The following is a 17,025-nucleotide window of genomic DNA, read 5'->3' as shown; positions in this document are numbered from 1 at the left end:
GGCCCCAACCAACCGGTTAGCCAGCCCGACGGAGGGGTGCAGCGATGCCCATCGCGATCACTGAAGAGCACAACCACCTGGCCGATTCGGTGCGATCCCTGGTCGCGCGCGTCGCGCCGTCGGAGGTCCTGCACGAGGCACTGGAGAACCCGGTCCCCAACCCGCCGCCGTACTGGAGGGCCGCCGCCGATCAGGGCCTACCGGGCGTGCACCTGGCCGAGTCCGTCGGGGGGCAGGGCTTCGGCATCCTCGAGTTGGCCATCGTGCTGGCCGAGTTCGGTTACGGCGCGGTCCCCGGCCCGTTCGTCCCGTCGGCCATCGCCAGCGCACTGATCTCGGCCGACGACCCCGATGCCGCCGTGCTCGGCGGGCTGGCCTCCGGTGAGGTCATCGCCGCGTACGCGATCGACTCGGGGCTGACCGCGACCCGCCACGGCGACGTGCTGATCATCCGCGGAGAGGTCCGCGCGGTGCCCGCCGCGGCGCAGGCGTCGATCCTGGTGCTTCCGGTCGCCATCGAGTCGGGCGAGGAGTGGGTGATCCTCGACGCCGACACGCTGGAGATCGAGCCGGTGGCCAGCGTGGACCCGTTGCGCCCGGTGGCCCACGTGCGGGCCAACGCCGTCGAGGTCGGTGACGACCGCGTGCTGGGCAACCTCAGCCGCGGCCTGGCCAGGGCCCTGATGTCCACGCTGCTGTCCGCCGAGGCGATCGGGGTGGCGCGCTGGGCCACCGACACCGCGGCGGCCTACGCCAAGATCCGCGAGCAGTTCGGCCGCCCGATCGGCCAGTTCCAGGCCATCAAGCACAAGTGCGCGGGCATGATCGCCGAGACCGAGCGTGCCACCGCCGCGGTCTGGGACGCGGCCCGCGCGATCGACGAGGAGCGTGCGGGCACGGTGGGCGAGTCGGCGTTCGAGTTCGCCGCGGCGGTGGCCGCCACGCTGGCGCCCGCCGCGGCGCAGCACTGCACCCAGGACTGCATCCAGGTGCACGGCGGCATCGGGTTCACCTGGGAGCACGACACCAACGTGTACTACCGGCGCGCGCTGATGCTGGTGGCGTGCTTCGGCAGGGCCGCCGACTACCCGCAGCACGTGGTCGACATCGCCACCACCAGGGGGATGCGCACGCTCGACATCGACCTGGACCCCGAGACCGAGCAGCTGCGCTCCGAGATCCGCGCCGAAGTGGCTGCGCTGAAAGCGATTCCGCGCGAGGAGCGCAACGCCGCGATCGCCGAGGGCGGTTGGGTGCAGCCGCACCTGCCGGCGCCGTGGGGGCGGGCGGCCAACCCAGTCGAGCAGATCCTCATCGCCCAGGAGTTCGCCGGCGGGAAGGTGCGCCGCCCGGCCATGGGCATCGCCGCCTGGATCATCCCGTCGATCGTCGCATTCGGCACCGACGAGCAGAAGGAACGCTTCCTGCCACCGACCTTCCGTGGCGAGATGATCTGGTGCCAGCTGTTCTCCGAGCCCGGGGCGGGCTCCGACCTGGCCAGCCTGTCCACCAAGGCCACCAAGGTCGACGGCGGCTGGCGGATCACCGGGCAGAAGATCTGGACCACCGGTGCCCAGTACTCCGAATGGGGCGCGCTGCTGGCGAGAACGGACCCGAACGCTCCGAAACACAATGGCATCACCTACTTCCTGCTCGACATGCGCAGCCAGGGCGTCGAGGTCAAGCCGCTGCGCGAACTGACCGGCAACACGATGTTCAACACGGTGTTCATCGACGACGTGTTCGTGCCCGACGAGATGGTGCTCGGTGAGGTCAACCGGGGCTGGGAGGTCAGCCGCAACACGCTGACCAACGAGCGGGTGTCCATCGGCAGCAGCGAGCCGCCGTTCCTGCCCAGTCTGGACAAGTTCGTCGACTTCCTGGCCGAGGGCCACTTCGACCAGATCGAGCAGAACCATGCCGGGGTGTTGATCGCCGAGGGCCATGCCGCCAAGGTGCTCAACATGCGCTCCACGCTGCTGACGCTGGCCGGCGGGGATCCGATGCCGGCCGCGGCGATCTCCAAGCTGCTGTCGATGCGCACCGGGCAGGGCTATGCGGAGTTCGCGGTCGCTTCGTTCGGCACCGACGCCGTCATCGGCGATCCGGAGCAGGCCACCGGCCGGTGGGCGGAGTACCTGCTGGCCAGCCGGGCCACCACGATCTACGGCGGCACCTCCGAAGTGCAGCTGAACATCATCGCCGAGCGTCTGCTCGGGCTGCCCCGCGATCCGTAGAATGGGGTTCACCGGCGGCGATACCGGGAACCCAGAACTGATGACCGACGACCGAACCTACGCCGAGAAGCGGTTCAGCAGACCGCCCGACCTGCGGGCGGCGCTCCTCTACACCCTCACCGTCGTCGCGCTGGCCGCGGTGGCGTTCGCGTTCTATGCCTTCGGGCCGCGGGATTCGGTGTACGCGGCCGCGCTGGTGCCGACGTTCCTGCTCGTCGGCGGCGTCGGCGCGTTCATCCGCACCTACCGCGAGTGGAAGGCCGAGCGCGGCTGGGTTGCCTGGCAGGGTGCCGGCTGGTTCCTGCTGCTGCTGATGCTGGTGACGCTGTCGGTTCCGGGATCGGCCGTAATGTCGGGGTAGCCCAGGGCTGGGCTCGGTCAGTCGATCTTCATCTCCCGCAGTTCACGTTTCAGGACCTTGCCGGTGGGGTTGCGCGGCAGCTCGTCGAGGAAGATCACCTCGCGCGGCACTTTGTAGCGGGCCAGGTTCTCCTTCACGTAGGTCTTGATGGCCTCTTCGTCGATCGTGGCGCCCTCGGCCTTGACCACGAAGCACCGCAACCGCGCGCCCCAGTCCTCGTCCTCCACACCGAGCGCAGTGGCCTCGACGACCTCGGGATGCCCGCTGACGAGGTCCTCGACCTCGGCCGGGAAGACGTTCTCCCCACCGGAGACGATCATCTCGTCGTCGCGGCCGCTGACATAGAGCAGGCCGTTGTCGTCGAAGTAGCCGACGTCACCCGAGGACAGCAACCCGTCGATGATCTGCTTACCGCCGCCACCGGTGTAACCCTCGAACGGGAAGAAGTTGCCGACGAAGATCCGGCCGACATCGCCGCGCGGCACGTCGTTGCCGTTGTCGTCGAGGATCCGCACCTTCATGCCCTTGACGACCGGCCCGACCGTCGCCGGGTTGATCGAAAGATGCTGGGGCCCAGCGATGGTCGCGAAGGCAACCTCGGTGGACCCGTACAGGTTGTAGATGACCGGGCCGAGCTCCCTCATGGCCCTGGTGGCCAGTTCGGCGCCCAGTTGCGACCCCGACACGAACACGATGCGCAGCGACGACAGATCCGGCTTCGGGGTGGTCTTGTCCAGCTCGTCGAGCATCCGGGACAACATCACCGGCACCACCACGATCGCGGTGGCCCTGTGCTTCTCGATGTCGGCGAGCACGGTGGCCGGCTTGAACCGCCGGCGCAGCACCAACGTCGAGCCGAGCATCATCGCGATCGTGGCGTGCAGGAAACCCAGCGCGTGGAACATCGGCGCGGGCAGCGAGGTCACCTCGTTGGCCTTGAACGGTACCGAGGACAGCACACCCCCGATCGGGGCCAGCGAGGGCGGGGCGCTGCGGTTGGCGCCCTTGGGGGTACCGGTCGTCCCGCTGGTCAGGATGATGATCGACGAGTGCTTGCCCGCCCTGGGCGGAGGCGTTGCGTTGGTGCGGGCGATCAGCTGCTCGAGGGTTTCGTCGGTGCTGCCTGACGCTTCTTCGCCGTCGGCGACAGCCGACAATTCGGCACGGTCGGGGTTGATGCCCAGTGCCCGCAACTTCCCGAGTTCCGGGTCGGCCTGCGTGACGGCGACGGTGTACTCGTCGTCGTAGATGATGATCTTGGCGCCCTCCCGCTCGGAGACCTCCTTGATCTGCGGGCTGGAGAACTCGCTGTTGAGCAGGATGATGCGGGCCCCGACCTTGGCGGCGCCGAAGATCGCGACCAGGAACCACCGGTGGTTGCGGGCCAGCACGGCCACCCCGTCACCGCCCTTGACTCCCTTGGCCAGCAGACCGTTGGCGGTGGCGTTGGCGGCGTCGTCGAGCTGCTTGAAGGTCATCTCGCCGTCGTCGTCGATGACCGCGAGGAAGTCGGGGTACCGCCGGGCGTTGAGCGCCGAGATCATCCCGATCTCGCCCCACCGGCGCATATCGGCGACGAACGCGGCGATGTCCTGTGGCGGCTCCAACTTGAGCGCACCTGCCTCGAACATCTTGCGGGCGTAGTGCAGCTCGGCTGAACCACGCTCCCAGTACTTTCCGGCGGCCTTACCCAAGGTCTGCTGCGCCTTCGTGACCGCCAACAACGGAAGTTCGGTGAGCTTGGACATGGGCCAACAATATGTGACGTGGCTCTCACTTCTGCGAAGAACCTACGATGAGGACATGGCCGCTCCCGACCATCTGGAGATCGGCGGACAGCAGGTGCGCATCACCAACCCGGACAAGGTGGTGTTCGGTGACATCGGCCTGACCAAGCTGGATCTGATGCGGTACTACGCCGCGGTGGCCGACGGAGCACTGCGCGGGGTCGCCGACCGGCCGATGATCCTGAAACGCTTCGTCAAGGGCATCGGGCAGGAGGCGATCTTCCAGAAGCGGGCGCCGGACAAGCGCCCGGATTTCGTGACGGTCGCCGAGCTGAAGTACGCGTCGGGCACCTCGGCGAAAGAAGCGGTGCTGCACGATGCGGCGGGCCTGATCTGGGCGGTGAACCTGGGGTGTGTGGACCTCAATCCGCACCCGGTGCGCGCCGACGATCTCGACCACCCCGACGAGCTTCGCGTCGATCTGGATCCCATGCCCGGCGTCGGCTGGCGCCAGATCCTCGACGTCGCCCTCGTCGCGCGCGAGGTGCTCGAGGACCACGGGCTGGTGGCCTGGCCGAAGACCTCCGGGTCGCGGGGCTTCCACATCTACGCCCGCATACACCGGCGCTGGCCGTTTCGGTCGGTCCGGACGGCGGCCGAGGCGGTGGCACGCGAGGTCGAGCGCAGGGCGCCGGAGTCGGCCACCGCGAGGTGGTGGAAGGAGGAGCGCCACGGCGTCTTCGTCGACTTCAACCAGAACGCCAAGGACCGCACCGTGGCGTCGGCGTACTCGGTGCGCGCCACGCCCGACGCGAGGGTCTCCACACCGCTGTTCTGGGCTGAGGTCGCCGGCTGCCGGCCCGAGGAGTTCACCGTCGCGACCGTTCCACGACGGGTCGAGGAGGTCGGCGACCCGTGGGAGGGCATCGACGACACCCCGGGTGACCTCGATTCGCTGCTCGCCCTCGCCGACCGGCTCGGCCCTGCGGAGAAGGCGCCCAGGGGCGCGCGCCGCCCCGCCGACGGCCGCACTGGCACCCGGATTTCGGCGATGCCGCTGATCGAGATCGCGCGCACCAAGACCAGGGACGAGGCGATGGCCGCACTGCGGCAATGGCAGGACAGTCATCCGGGAGCGGCCGAAAAGCTGCAGCCCGCAGATATTCTGGTGGACGGGATGCGCGGACCGAGTTCGATCTGGTACCGGATCAGAATCAATCTCCAGCACGTCGCCGAGGAGGAGCGCCCGCCCCAGGAGCCACTGCTGGCCGACTACAACCCGTGGGAGAACTACACAGGTTCGCAGCGGTGGCGCCGGGACTGACCGGCCCACAGGACCGCGCACCAAGTTACCGACAAGTTTGCTGGACGCACCGAAAACACTTCTTAGCGAAGTATTAGTAGTTACTCCCCACGGCCTTAACTTGCCTCACTACCTTGGCACTTGTCAGGCACTGAGGCGGGCCGGGTCAGAACGGAATCGAGGGAGGGCGGCAATGTACGGCAATCCGACGATCGAATGCGGCGGCGCAGGCATCCACGCACACTGCCGCCAACTCGCCACCGTGGTGACGATCAGCGGCCGGCTCGACAGTGACAATGCCGAGCGTGCCCGTCAATACACCGAACGCTTCATCCTCGCCGAGAAGCCCTTCATCCTCGATCTGAGTGGAGTCACGTCCTTCGGCGCCGACGCCGTCTCGCTGCTGTTCGCCGTCGACGATGTCTGCGCCTCCGCGGGTGTGGAGTGGTCGCTGATCGCGAGCCGCGCAGTCGAGCAGACACTGCGCGACTGTGGCATCGAGTTCGCCGGGGCAGGCTCGATCCCCGAGGCGCTCAACCACTTCGCCGACGCGATGGTCGCCCGGCGCCAACTGCTTCCCCTGCTGACCAAGACCGCGTAAAAGGATCACTGTGTTACTCGATGTCCGGTGGCTCCGGTTCCTCCTTCAACGTCGTCACAAGTCCCATCCCGAGCGCCTCGCGCTGACTGCACACTGATCTCCGGCGCACTGGCTAGGGTGCTCGTATGGGCACTGCAGCCGATGCCGACCGGGTAGTCGACGCCGCCAACCGGGTGGTGGCGGATCACGATCCGCACTCGGTCCCGATTCCCGAGTTCCTCGGAGCCTGCTTCGACGCGGGATTGTCCTGGGTTCACTTTCCCGAGGGCTTCGGTGGGCTGGGAGTCTCACGTGGACTGCAGGCGGTCGCGGACCGAATCCTGCAGGGCGCCGGCGGTCCGGTCCCGTTGGCGCTCAACCCGATGGGCTACGGCATGGCCGCGCCGACCGTGCGCGAGCACGCCCAGTCAGACGAGGTCCGCCGACAGCTGCTGCGGCCGCTGGCGACCACCGAGGACATCTGGTGTCAGCTGTTCTCGGAGCCCGGCGCCGGATCCGACCTCGCCGGCCTTTCCACGTCGGCGGTCCGCGACGGCGAGAGCTGGGTGGTCAATGGACAGAAGGTGTGGACCAGTCTGGCGCACCGCGCGAAATGGGGACTGCTGCTGGCCCGCACCGACCCCGACCTCCCCAAACACAAGGGGCTGACCTACTTCGTGCTCGACATGCACGCCCCCGGCGTGCAGACCCGGCCGCTGCGCCAACTGACCGGGCACGCGGAGTTCAACGAGGTCTACATGACCGACGCCCGGATCCCCGACACCTTCCGCCTCGGCGGGGTTGGCGACGGCTGGCGGGTGGCGATGACGACGCTGATGAACGAACGCAGCGCGTTGGGCGCCAGTGGCAGCCGTCGCGGCGCGGGCACCATCGCCGATGCGGTCACGCTCTGGTCGTCGCGTCCCGATCTGCACACCCCCGTGCTGCGCGACCGGCTCACCACTTTGTGGCTGCGCGCCGAGGCGCAGCGGCTGACCTCCGAGCGTTCCAGGGCCTCGGCGACGGTCGGCGGGCCCGGTCCGGAGGGATCGATCGGCAAACTCGTCGGGGCCGAACTCAACCAGCACGTCTACGAGTTCTGCATGGACCTACTCGGCCCGGAGGGCGTTCTCTACGACGGCTACGGCACACGCAAGGGTGGGGACGCCGCCAAGGACTGGCGCGGGTCGATCCAGCAGCGGTTCCTGCGCAGTCGTGCCAACACCATCGAGGGCGGAACATCGGAAGTGATGCGCAACATCCTCGGAGAGCGGGTACTCGGGCTGCCGGGTGATCTTCGAGCGGACGCCGGGATGCCTTGGAAGGAGATCCCCCGTGGCTGAGAAGCTTGCGGATCAGCCCGACAGCAATGCTGAGAAGCTTGCGGATCAGCCCGACAGCAATGCTGAGAAGCTTGCGGATCAGCCCGACAGCAACGCTGAGAAGCTTGCGGATCAGCCCACCGGCGGCGCTGAGTTCGTCTTCAGCGACGAACAGAACCAGTTGCGCACCGCGGTGCGCGCGTTCTGTACCGAACACATCGACGAGGGTGCCGTGCGGGCCTGGATGGAATCCGACCCTCCGTTCGACCCGAAGGTGTGGGCCCGGCTGGGCACGGAACTCGGTGTACTGGGCCTGTCGGTGCCCGAGGTCCGGGGCGGCGCCGGCGGCAGCCTCGTCGATCAGGCCGTGGCCGTCGAGGTACTGGGTGCGGCGGTGGCGTGTGGACCGCTGTTCGGCACCGTGTACCTGGCGATCCCGGCGTTGGTCGCGGCGAGACGGGGCGACGACCTACTGACACCCTTGGTCGACGGCGAGGCCACCGCCGCCTTCGCCGTTCCCGACCGCGCCGGCGCATTCGATCCCGCGACCGTGTCGGTGCGGGCCGCGCCGACCGAAAACGGTTGGGCCCTGACAGGAACTGTCGAACGGGTCGTCGACGCCGGGGCCGCCGATGTGCTGCTGGTCGCCGCAAACGGGCCGGATGGTGTCGGGCTGTACGCGGTCGACGCCGACGGACCGGGAGTCCAGCGCATCCCGCTGAGCACCCTGGATCTCACCCGGCGACAGGCCACGATCGGGCTGTTCGATGCACCGGCACGGCTGATCGCGGATCCCGACGAGGCCGCCCGGGTCATCGAGCACGCGCTGCGCGTCGGCTCGGCGCTGTTGGCCGTCGAGCAGGTCGGCGCCGCCCAGCATCTGCTCGACATATCGGTCGACTACGCCCGAAGCCGTCTGCAGTTCGGCAGGCCGATCGGCTCGTTCCAGGCCGTCAAGCACCGCCTCGCCGACGACCTCGTCGCCGTCGAGCACGCAAAATCGACTGCTTACCATGCGATCTGGTCCCTCACCGATGGAACCGACGACCCTGCCCTCGCCGTGAGCATCGCCCAGGCGACCTGCTCCTCGGCGTTCACCAAGGTGGCTACCGACACCATCCAGGTGCACGGCGGTATCGGCTTCACCTGGGAACACCAGGCACACCTCTACTACAAGCGGGCCTACACCGACGCGGCGCTGCTGGGCAGCGCCGAACAGCACCGCGCCCGGGTGGCCGAGTTGGTGCTGGACTGTGCGCGGGAGAAGAACGCGCCCCGGGTCGCCACCGGAATGCCCACCTGACAGGAGAGGACGTGAGCTCCAGTGAAGCAACGTATCTCGCGCGGTCTCGGTACCGCTTTGGACGCGGTCGGAGTGATCTGCGCGACGCCACTATCCGCTCGGCGCGTCTGACCTGACCGTGAAGCCCTTGGATCGTTTCTTCGAGATCTCGGCGCGCGGCTCCACGATCGGCGCCGAGATCCGCGGCGGCGTGGTCACGTTCATCGCGATGGCCTACATCGTGGTGCTCAACCCGATCATCCTGTCCGGCGCGGCCGATGTCACCGGCGAAACCCTGGACTTCGCGCAGGTGTCGGCGACGACGTCGTTGGCCGCCGGTGCGATGACGATCCTGTTCGGTGTCGTCGCCCGACTGCCGTTCGCGTTCGCCGCGGGCCTGGGCATCAACTCGTTCCTGGCCACCACCGTGGTCGGGTCGCTGACGTGGGCCGAGGCGATGGGCCTGGTGGTGATCAACGGGCTGATCATCGTCACCCTCGCGGCCACCGGTCTGCGCCGGTTGGTGTTCGACGCGGTGCCGATACAGCTCAAGCTGGCGATCACCGCGGGCATCGGCATGTTCATCCTGTTCATCGGGCTGGTCGACGCCGGGTTCATCGGGTCGACCGGCGTCGGCTCTCCGCCGGTCGGCCTGGGCCGCGACGGGCTCGGCTCGATCGACACCGTCCCCACCGTCGTCTTCGTGATCACCCTGCTGTTGACCGGTGTCCTGGTGGCGCGCCGGGTGCGTGGCGGCATCCTCATCGGCCTGGTGACCGGGACGGTCATCGCCGGGGTCATCGAGGCGGTGTGGAAGCTCGGTCCGGCCGCGGAACGACCGGGCGGCTGGGGCCTGTCGGTGCCCACGCTGTCCGGATCGCCGTTCGCGCTGCCCGACCTGTCGCTGGTCGGCGCGGTCAGCCTGGACAGCTTCGGTCGCATCGGTGTGCTTTCCGCGGTGATGCTGGTGTTCACACTGGTTTTCGCGAACTTCTTCGATGCCATGGGCACGCTGACCGGACTGTCACGGGAGGCCGGCCTCTGCGACGATCAGGGCAACTTTCCGCGGCTGCGGTCCGCCCTCGTCGTCGAGGGCGTGGGCGCGGTGGTGGGCGGCGCGACCTCGTCGTCGTCGAACACCGTGTTCATCGAGTCCGGCGCCGGCATCGAGGAGGGTGCCCGGACCGGCCTGGCCAACCTGGTGACCGGTGCGCTATTCCTGGCCGCGATGTTCGTCACCCCGTTGGCGTCGGTCGTGCCGACCGAGGTGGCGGCGGCCGCACTGGTGGTGGTCGGTGCGATGATGACGGCACACCTGCGCCACATCGACCTGTCCGAGTTCTCGGTGGCGCTGCCGGTGGTGCTCACGGTCGCGGTGATGCCGTTCAGCTACTCGATCGCCAACGGCATCGGCGTCGGCTTCATCGCATGGGTCGTCTTGCGCACCGCAGCAGGAAGATTCCGCGAGATCAGCCCGCTGCTGTGGGTGGTCGCCGCCGGCTTCGCGGTCTATTTCGCCCGGGCACCACTGGAATCAATCATCGGTTGAGCCGAGTTGGCGGCTTTGAGGGTCTCCGCGGCGACCTGCAGCCCCTCCAGTGGGCCGAAGGCAACGTCCTCATGCTCGATGTTGACCCACATCCCTGGGTCCACGCCCTCGAGCGCCCGTAGGAAGCGGGTCCAGAAATCGACGTCGTGGCCGCGGCCGACCGCGACGAAATCCCACGCCGAATCCTCGGGCCACTTGTTCACCACGTGCCGGCCGCCGAGCCCGGTCGGGTTCTGGTCCAACGGGATTCGAGTGAACCTCTCGTCGAGGACGCCGTAGATACGGCAGTTGTCGTTGATCCGGGTGTCCTTGGCCGCCGCGTGGAAGACCAGCGGTCCCAGCCACTCGATCGCCGCCACCGGGTCGATACCCTGCCAGAACAGGTGCGACGGGTCCATCTCGGCACCGACGTGGGTGGCGCCGATCCGGTCGACCAGGCGCTTGAGGGTCGGCGGGTTGAACACCAGGTTCTGCGGATGCATCTCGATCGCGACCTTCACGTTGTTCTCGCGGGCGAGGGTGTCGATCTCGGCCCAGAACGGCAACGCAACCTCATCCCACTGATAGTCCAGCGAGTCGAGATAGCCTGAGTCCCAGGTGTTGACGTGCCATGCCGGCCACTGGCCGCCCGGATGTGCCTCCGGTAGGCCCGACATCGTCACCACGCGGTCTACGCCGAGCAGGCCGGCCACGCGGATCGCCTTGCGCAGATCCTCGGCATCCTCGGGACCGACGTCGGGATCGGGGTGCAACGGATTGCCGTTGCAGTTCAGCCCGGCGATCGACACTCCGGTGCCGTCGAAGACCGACAGGTACCCATGCGGCGACACGGCTCCCGACAGCAGGTCGTCGACCGGTAGATGCGGAGTGGGCAGGAATCCGCCCGCATTGATCTCTGCTCCGGTCAGGCCCAGCGACGCGATGATCTCCAGGGCCTCACGTAGTGGCTTGTCGTGCAGGATCGCGGTGTACACACCGAGTTTCACGGCATGCCTCCTCTCAAATCGGCGCCGAAATGGCATTCCGGCAGGACTCTTCTCGACATTTCGCTGCCGGAATGCCATTTCGGCGGGGGGTGGGGGTTAGCGGTACTTGTTGACGTAGTCGGTCATCGTGGCCAGTTGGTAGCGCGACACCTCGTGGGCGTTCTCGTCTTCGGCGAACACCGAGGACACCATCACGGTGTCGTCACGGTCGTAGAAGCCGATGCCCGCCAGCCCGCCGAAGAACTCGTCCCAGTCGATGTCCCCGTCACCGATCTTGAGGTGCTGGTGCACCCGCGCCGCGTTGCCGGGCGGATTGGTGATGTAGCGCAAGCCGTGCGAGGCGTGGTGGTCCATCGTGTCGGCCACGTGCACCAACCGCAGCTTGTCGCCTGCCGTGGCGATGATCTCGGCCATGTTGGCACCCATGTGGTAGGTGTGGCAGGCGACGTACACCATGCCGATGTTGGGTGAGTTCACCCCCCGGATGATGCGCAACGCCTCCAAACCGTCCTCGACGAAGTCGTCCGGGTGCGGATCGATGCGAACGTCGATGCCCTCCCGCTCGAAGATGGGAACCAGTTCCTCCATCGACCGGAAGAACGCCCGCTCGGACTCCTCGGGCTTCTCCGGCCGACCGGAGAACTCGGTGTTGATCACGTTGACCCCCAGATCCACGGTGATCTCGATGACCCGCTTCCAATTACGCACGGCGGCTTCGCGGGCATCCTCGTCCGGGCCCGACCACCGCAGCACCGGCAACACCGACGCAATCCCCACCCCGGCGTCGGCACATGCCTTGGCGAACTTGGCCACCAACGCGTCATCGGCACGCGGATGGTTGAAGAACGGAATGAAATCCCGATGCGGCGTCAACTGCAGATACTCATAGCCCAGCTCCGCAACCACCCGCGGAAACTCCAGCAACCCGTAGTCGTGATGAAACGGCGTCGGATCCAGTGCGATCTTCATGTTTCACGCCCCTTCGATGGAGTCACGGGCGACCATCGACACAGCGGCCGGGGCACCGCTGCGCAGTGACTGCACACCGGCTTCGCACACCGCGGCTGCGGCGTACCCGTCCCAGGCCCCCGGGCCGGCGATGAATGTTCCGGTGGCCGGGTCTGCCAGGCCGGCCCGGACCGCATCGACCCAGGTCTGCACCTCGGTGTTGAAGGCCTGCCCGAACCGTTCTTTGAAGCTCGGGGTGATCGCACCACCCCAGCGGCCGGGCGCCGACTTGCGCACCAGGCCCACGTCGAGGCCGATCATGGCGCTGCCGAGTTCGCCGACGACCTCGGTGCGCACCTCGTAGGCCACGCCGGTGGTGACGAACAGTTCGACGTCCACGTGCCTGCCGCCGGCGGTCCGCAGGATCGCGATCTGCGGGTCCGCCAGACCCTCCGGCGCCGCCGGATTCGCTGCCGGGGTCAGGATCTGGATGCTGACGATCTCTTCGCCGAGCAGGAAGCGGGTGACGTCGACTTCGTGCACCAGGGAGTCGCGTACCACCATCTCGCTACCGAACCCATGAGGGACGGCGGGATTGCGGTGCGCACAGTGCATCACCAGTGGTGCGCCGAGTTCGCCGCCGTCCAGCAGCGCCTTCAGCTGAGCGTATTCAGGGTCGAACCGGCGCATGAACCCGACCTGGATGAGCTTGACACCCAATTCTGCTTCCCGCCTGACGATCTCCAGTGAGGTCTCTACGTCGGTCGTCAACGGCTTCTCACAGAGGACGGGCTTGCGGTTCTCCAGGCAGGCCAATAGTTGCTTCTCGTGGGTCGACCCGGGCGTGGCCAGCACCACCGCGTCGACATCGGGATCGGCGATCGCGTCGAGTGGATCGGCGACGGCCCGGCAACCGGGGAGACCGGCGGCGACCTGCTCGGCCTTGTCGGTGACATAGTCGTTGACCACCGCCACCCGCGCACCGGTGATCCGGCTGGTGATCCGATCGACGTGTTGAGCACCGATCAGGCCCACTCCGAGGACCGCGATCCGCAATTCGTTTTCTGACATGGTTCTTGTCCTTTTCGTAGATCTAGCCGAAGGTGACCGCGGGCACGCCGCAGGAGCCGAGATAGCTGCGGGTGCGCTTGGCGATCGGTAGGGGTGCGTCCGTCTCGCACGGGTACATGTCCTGCTCGACGATCGCGAAGACGTCGATGTCCAGCCGCTCGATCTCGGCCAGAAGCGTCGGCATGTCCGGGATGCCCAGCGGCGGTTCGGTCATCGCACCGAGCCGGACCGCCTCTCCGAACGGCAGGTCCTCGGCCTCGACCTTGGCGCGCACGTCGGGGTCGACCTGCTTGAGATGGAGGTAGCCGATGCGTTCGGGCGCGCGCCGGATGATCGCGATGTTGTCGCCACCGCAGTAGGAGATGTGGCCGGTGTCCAGACACAGGTTCACATGGCGGCTGTCGGTGCCGTCTAGGAAGCGGTACACGTTGTCCTCGGTGTCCACGTGCGAATCGGCGTGCGGATGGTATTGCGCACGCACACCGTAGGTTTCGAACATCGCCTTGCCGAGGTCGTTCATGCCCTGGGTCTTCTTGCGCCACTGGTCCTCGGTCAGGTTGCGGTCCTCGAGCACCGCACCGGTGGCCGGGTCCCGCCACATCTCCGGGATCACGACGACGTGCTTGCCGCCGACCGCAGCGGTGAGCCGGGCGACGTCCTCGACCTGCTTCCACACCGCGTTCCAGGAATCATCCTGGTGCAGGTGCTCGAAAACCGTCCCGGCGGAGAGTTTCAGGCCACGCTGGGCGAGCTCGTCGGACAGCTCATGCGGATCGGTCGGCAGATATCCGTAGGGGCCCAGCTCGATCCACCGGTATCCGGCGGCCGCCACCTCGTCGAGGAACCGGGTGCAGGGTGTCTGTTTCGGATCGTCGGGGAACCACACGCCCCAGGAATCCGGTGCGGAGCCCACCAGGATCTTCGAATCGGCGCTCATGCTGCGGTCCTTTCACGTGCCGCGGTACCGAGGGCTTCGAGATGTTCCTCGAGCTCTTCGAGAGAGGTGCCCTTGGTCTCGGGGACCAGGCGGAGGACGAAGAGGAACGACGCCATGTTGACGACGACGAACAGTGCGAACGTACCGGTCGACCCGAGCGCGTTGTTCAACAGCGGGAACAGGAACGAGATGACAGCGTTGGTGCACCACAGGATGAAAACGGCTACGCCCATGGCGAATCCACGTATCGACAGTGGGAAGATCTCGGAGAGGAGCAGCCAAACACAGGTGCCGATGAACATCTGCACGAATCCTACGAACAGCACCATGCACGCCAGGATCACGTAGCTGCGGGTGGTGGACGCGGGCAGCAGGAACGTCGCGGCCAGCGCGGCCTGTGACGCGGCCACACCGGCGAATCCGATCAGCAGCATGGTGCGACGCCCGATGTAGCCGAGCAGGATGATGCCGATGATCGTGGTGACCACCGACGTGACGCCGACCGCGATCGTGGCGACCAGGGCTGCGCTGACGTCCAACCCGCTCTGTTCCAGGATCGTCGGCGCGTAGTAGTTCACCGTGTTGATTCCGGTGGCCTGCTGCACGATAGCCAGGCCGCAGCCGATCAGCACGATACGCCTGATCCACGGCACATCGCGGATCACCGAAAACGGCGTCGTCGTCGTCTTGAGCATGTGGCTCGTGTGTTCGACGACCATCGCGTACTCCACCTCAGCCTCACGCGGTGTCCTGCTCAGCGCCAACACGTTTCGGGCCTCGGGCAGCCGGCCTTTGAGGGCATACCAGCGTGGCGAGTCAGGCAGGATCAGCATGCCGACGAGCAGAGCGACCGCCGGGATGGCCGCGACGGCGAGCATCGTGCGCCATACGTGCGGATCATGGATCAGCCGGTCGAGCAGGGCATTGGTCGCGAACGCGAGCATCTGGCCCGTCACGATCATCAATTCGTTGATGGTGACCATGCGACCGCGCCGGTCGGCGGGCGCCATCTCGGCCAGGTAGAGCGGGCAGGTGACGGCGGCCGCCCCGACACCGAGGCCGAGCACGATGCGGGCGGCGACCATGATCTGGACGTTCGGCGCAACCGCGCAGCCCAGTGCGCCGACCAGGAACAGGCCCGCGCACACCAGCAGCGTGCGCTTGCGGCCGATGCGGTCGGCGACCCGTCCGCCGAACAGCGCGCCGAAGGCGGCGCCGGGGAACAGCAGCGAGCTGACGACGGTGGCTTCGCCGAAGGCCGACAGATTCAGATCGTCCTTCATATACAGCAGGGCGCCCGAGATCACGCCCGTGTCGTAGCCGAACAGCAGGCCGCCGAGGGTGGCGATGATGGTCAGCCTGGTCAGAAAATGGCCCGTATGGGTGGGCGGTGATGCAACGGACATCGAGAACCTCGTTTCGTGCTAACGCGCGTTAGTAACGCGCGTAAGTACTACTATGGAGGCCGACCCCGACTGTGTCAACCGTCACTTTCCCGAAGGATCGCCCACGTGAACACACCCCGCCGACCTCGGCCCGCCGCGGCGTCGCACCGTCCGACGATGGCCGACGTCGCGCAGCGCGCCGGCGTGTCGCGCACCCTGGTGTCCTTCATCCTCGACGGCAAACCCGGGGCCAGTCAGGAGACCCGCCAGCGGGTGCTGGCCATCGCCGAGGAACTCGGCTACCGGCCGGACTCGGCGGCCCGGCTGCTGGCCCAGGGGCGAAGCCGCACCCTGGGCGTGATGACCGACGTCCGTCAGCTCTTCCAGGCCGACCTGGTCACGGCGATCTACCCGGCCGCCGAGAAGCTGGGGTACGAGGTGCTGTTGTCGGCGAACCTGCCCGACCGCACCGAGGCCACCGTCGTCGACTCGCTGTTGAGCCACCGCTGCGGCGCCCTGATCCTGCTCGGCACCAACTCCACCAACGAGTTCCTCCGGGAACTCGCCGGACGGGCTCCGGTGGTGGTGGCCTGCCGGCGGCTGCCCGGCGTGGGTACGGGCCCGGCCCTGGCCACGGTGCGGACGAACGACGCCAAGGGGATCCGGCAGGCTGTCGACTACCTGGTCGAACTCGGCCACCGCACGATCCATCACGTCGACGGCGGAGAGGAATCCGGTTCGGCCGACCGGAGCAGGGCCTACAAGTCCGCCATGCGTTCCCACGGACTCGGCGATGAAATCACCGTGATCCCGGGCGCACACAACGAGGACGCGGGAGCCGCGGCGGCACGCACCATGCTGGCCGCGTCGACCCTGCCCACCGCAGTCCTGGCCGGCAACGACCGGTGCGCGCTGGGCATCCTGGACGTGTTCACGCGGGCGGGAGTGGACGTCCCGGGCGACGTGTCGCTGATCGGCTACGACGACAGCGCACTGTCGGAGAACCCGCGCATCGACCTCACGACGATCCACCAGGATGCTCCCGAAATAGCTTGCCGGTCAGTGGAACTGGCGGTGAATATGCTCGTCGAAGGGGCCTCCCGAGCCGCGGACGTGGTTCTGGAGCCCACGCTGGTGATCCGCGGGACGACCGGCCCGCCACGCGACTGACCCCCCTCCGTACAACGGGTACTGTAACCCTTACCGTATACGGACCGGGGAGGCACTCATGCCGCTGCCAACCCCGACCCGTCGGCTGCCAACCCGCCCGCACTGAGCAGAGCCTGACCACCTCAGCCAACCGTTGCGCGCGGCCTCGGGGACCGCCGCTAGGGCAG

14 protein-coding genes are annotated in these 17,025 nt (G+C 67.5%); 8 read left to right on the top strand and 6 right to left on the bottom strand.

Features of this window, described 5'->3' with window-relative positions; genetic code table 11:
- Window positions 1-44 precede the first annotated feature (44 nt).
- Entirely contained in the window at window positions 45-2,237 is a 2,193-nt protein-coding gene (locus JDV09_RS06785; protein ID WP_221368350.1) for an acyl-CoA dehydrogenase family protein, read from the top strand.
- Between the two features lie 40 nt (window positions 2,238-2,277).
- Complete coding sequence (locus JDV09_RS06780; protein WP_221368349.1) at window positions 2,278-2,598, top strand: hypothetical protein; 321 nt, start codon at window positions 2,278-2,280, stop codon at window positions 2,596-2,598.
- A gap of 17 nt (window positions 2,599-2,615) precedes the next feature.
- Here JDV09_RS06780 and fadD2 read toward each other — a convergent pair whose 3' ends face one another.
- A complete protein-coding gene (gene fadD2, locus JDV09_RS06775) occupies window positions 2,616-4,346 on the bottom strand; it encodes a long-chain-fatty-acid--CoA ligase FadD2 (RefSeq protein WP_221368348.1) in 1,731 nt (576 codons plus the stop codon).
- A gap of 55 nt (window positions 4,347-4,401) precedes the next feature.
- Between fadD2 and ligD the strand changes: the two genes are divergently transcribed.
- The 5 genes from ligD (at window position 4,402) to JDV09_RS06750 (ending at window position 10,361) form a co-directional block, all read left to right on the top strand.
- Window positions 4,402-5,649 carry a non-homologous end-joining DNA ligase gene (gene ligD, locus JDV09_RS06770; protein WP_221368347.1) on the top strand — a complete coding sequence of 416 codons (1,248 nt, stop codon included), beginning with the start codon at window positions 4,402-4,404 and terminating at the stop codon, window positions 5,647-5,649.
- A gap of 172 nt (window positions 5,650-5,821) precedes the next feature.
- Window positions 5,822-6,229 carry an STAS domain-containing protein gene (locus tag JDV09_RS06765; protein WP_221368346.1) on the top strand — a complete coding sequence of 136 codons (408 nt, stop codon included), beginning with the start codon at window positions 5,822-5,824 and terminating at the stop codon, window positions 6,227-6,229.
- Between the two features lie 125 nt (window positions 6,230-6,354).
- A complete protein-coding gene (locus JDV09_RS06760; RefSeq protein ID WP_221368345.1) occupies window positions 6,355-7,551 on the top strand; it encodes an acyl-CoA dehydrogenase family protein in 1,197 nt (398 codons plus the stop codon).
- Window positions 7,544-8,833 carry an acyl-CoA dehydrogenase family protein gene (locus JDV09_RS06755; protein ID WP_221368344.1) on the top strand — a complete coding sequence of 430 codons (1,290 nt, stop codon included), beginning with the start codon at window positions 7,544-7,546 and terminating at the stop codon, window positions 8,831-8,833. The genes JDV09_RS06760 and JDV09_RS06755 overlap by 8 nt, the downstream gene beginning before the upstream one ends.
- Before the next feature lie 118 nt (window positions 8,834-8,951).
- Window positions 8,952-10,361: an NCS2 family permease gene (locus JDV09_RS06750; RefSeq protein ID WP_221368343.1), complete on the top strand. Its 1,410-nt coding sequence runs from the start codon at window positions 8,952-8,954 to the stop codon at window positions 10,359-10,361.
- Here the strand turns inward: JDV09_RS06750 and JDV09_RS06745 are convergent.
- From JDV09_RS06745 to JDV09_RS06725, 5 genes are all read right to left on the bottom strand, one after another.
- Window positions 10,322-11,347: a sugar phosphate isomerase/epimerase family protein gene (locus JDV09_RS06745; RefSeq protein WP_221368342.1), complete on the bottom strand. Its 1,026-nt coding sequence runs from the start codon at window positions 11,345-11,347 to the stop codon at window positions 10,322-10,324. The genes JDV09_RS06750 and JDV09_RS06745 overlap by 40 nt on opposite strands.
- 96 nt (window positions 11,348-11,443) lie before the next feature.
- Window positions 11,444-12,316: a sugar phosphate isomerase/epimerase family protein gene (locus JDV09_RS06740; protein WP_221368341.1), complete on the bottom strand. Its 873-nt coding sequence runs from the start codon at window positions 12,314-12,316 to the stop codon at window positions 11,444-11,446.
- 3 nt (window positions 12,317-12,319) lie between these two features.
- Complete coding sequence (locus JDV09_RS06735) at window positions 12,320-13,366, bottom strand: Gfo/Idh/MocA family protein (protein ID WP_221368340.1); 1,047 nt, start codon at window positions 13,364-13,366, stop codon at window positions 12,320-12,322.
- 22 nt (window positions 13,367-13,388) lie between these two features.
- Complete coding sequence (locus tag JDV09_RS06730; protein WP_221368339.1) at window positions 13,389-14,303, bottom strand: sugar phosphate isomerase/epimerase family protein; 915 nt, start codon at window positions 14,301-14,303, stop codon at window positions 13,389-13,391.
- A complete protein-coding gene (locus JDV09_RS06725; RefSeq protein WP_221368338.1) occupies window positions 14,300-15,709 on the bottom strand; it encodes a sugar porter family MFS transporter in 1,410 nt (469 codons plus the stop codon). Before JDV09_RS06725 ends, JDV09_RS06730 begins: the two co-directional genes overlap by 4 nt.
- A gap of 156 nt (window positions 15,710-15,865) precedes the next feature.
- Here JDV09_RS06725 and JDV09_RS06720 point away from each other — a divergent pair, with 156 nt between their 5' ends.
- On the top strand, window positions 15,866-16,858 hold the full coding sequence (locus tag JDV09_RS06720; protein WP_221368337.1) for a LacI family DNA-binding transcriptional regulator: 993 nt from the start codon (window positions 15,866-15,868) through the stop codon (window positions 16,856-16,858).
- The last annotated feature ends 167 nt before the right edge of the window (window positions 16,859-17,025 follow it).

This window comes from Mycolicibacterium xanthum, from assembly GCF_019710635.1.
In the GTDB taxonomy this organism is placed as follows: domain Bacteria; phylum Actinomycetota; class Actinomycetes; order Mycobacteriales; family Mycobacteriaceae; genus Mycobacterium; species Mycobacterium xanthum.
This window is presented reverse-complemented; position numbering and strand designations above follow the sequence as displayed.

Excerpts from the sequence above, each read along its gene's own strand:
- JDV09_RS06785 (WP_221368350.1), top strand. The coding sequence starts at position 45 with ATGCCCATCGCGATCACTGAAGAGCACAACCACCTGGCCGATTCGGTG.
- JDV09_RS06780 (WP_221368349.1), top strand. The coding sequence starts at position 2,278 with ATGACCGACGACCGAACCTACGCCGAGAAGCGGTTCAGCAGACCGCCC.
- fadD2 (WP_221368348.1), bottom strand. The coding sequence starts at position 4,346 with ATGTCCAAGCTCACCGAACTTCCGTTGTTGGCGGTCACGAAGGCGCAG.
- ligD (WP_221368347.1), top strand. The coding sequence starts at position 4,402 with ATGGCCGCTCCCGACCATCTGGAGATCGGCGGACAGCAGGTGCGCATC.
- JDV09_RS06765 (WP_221368346.1), top strand. The coding sequence starts at position 5,822 with ATGTACGGCAATCCGACGATCGAATGCGGCGGCGCAGGCATCCACGCA.
- JDV09_RS06760 (WP_221368345.1), top strand. The coding sequence starts at position 6,355 with ATGGGCACTGCAGCCGATGCCGACCGGGTAGTCGACGCCGCCAACCGG.
- JDV09_RS06740 (WP_221368341.1), bottom strand. The coding sequence starts at position 12,316 with ATGAAGATCGCACTGGATCCGACGCCGTTTCATCACGACTACGGGTTG.
- JDV09_RS06735 (WP_221368340.1), bottom strand. The coding sequence starts at position 13,366 with ATGTCAGAAAACGAATTGCGGATCGCGGTCCTCGGAGTGGGCCTGATC.
- JDV09_RS06730 (WP_221368339.1), bottom strand. The coding sequence starts at position 14,303 with ATGAGCGCCGATTCGAAGATCCTGGTGGGCTCCGCACCGGATTCCTGG.
- JDV09_RS06725 (WP_221368338.1), bottom strand. The coding sequence starts at position 15,709 with ATGTCCGTTGCATCACCGCCCACCCATACGGGCCATTTTCTGACCAGG.
- JDV09_RS06720 (WP_221368337.1), top strand. The coding sequence starts at position 15,866 with ATGGCCGACGTCGCGCAGCGCGCCGGCGTGTCGCGCACCCTGGTGTCC.